Source organism: Nostoc sp. 2RC (genome assembly GCF_014222165.1).
GTDB lineage: Bacteria > Cyanobacteriota > Cyanobacteriia > Cyanobacteriales > Nostocaceae > Nostoc > Nostoc linckia.
Genome location: NZ_JACKZU010000857.1, coordinates 1 through 239 on the forward strand (window position 1 = coordinate 1; position 239 = coordinate 239).

At 49.8% G+C, this 239-nt stretch carries 1 rRNA gene; it reads right to left on the bottom strand.

Going from position 1 to position 239, the window contains the following annotated elements:
- Positions 1 to 239 (bottom strand): 23S ribosomal RNA (locus GNE10_RS35260); the annotation flags it as partial.

The following is a 239-nucleotide window of genomic DNA, read 5'->3' on the forward strand; positions in this document are numbered from 1 at the left end:
ATACATCACCTTACGGTTTAGCAGAGACCTGTGTTTTTGATAAACAGTCGCTTGGGCCTATTCACTGCGGCTCTTCTGGGCGTGAACCCTAAAGAGCACCCCTTCTCCCGAAGTTACGGGGTCATTTTGCCGAGTTCCTTAACGAGAGTTCGCTCGCTCACCTTAGAATTCTCATCTTGACTACCTGTGTCGGTTTGCGGTACGGGCACCTGTTATCTATCTAGAGGCTTTTCTCGGCA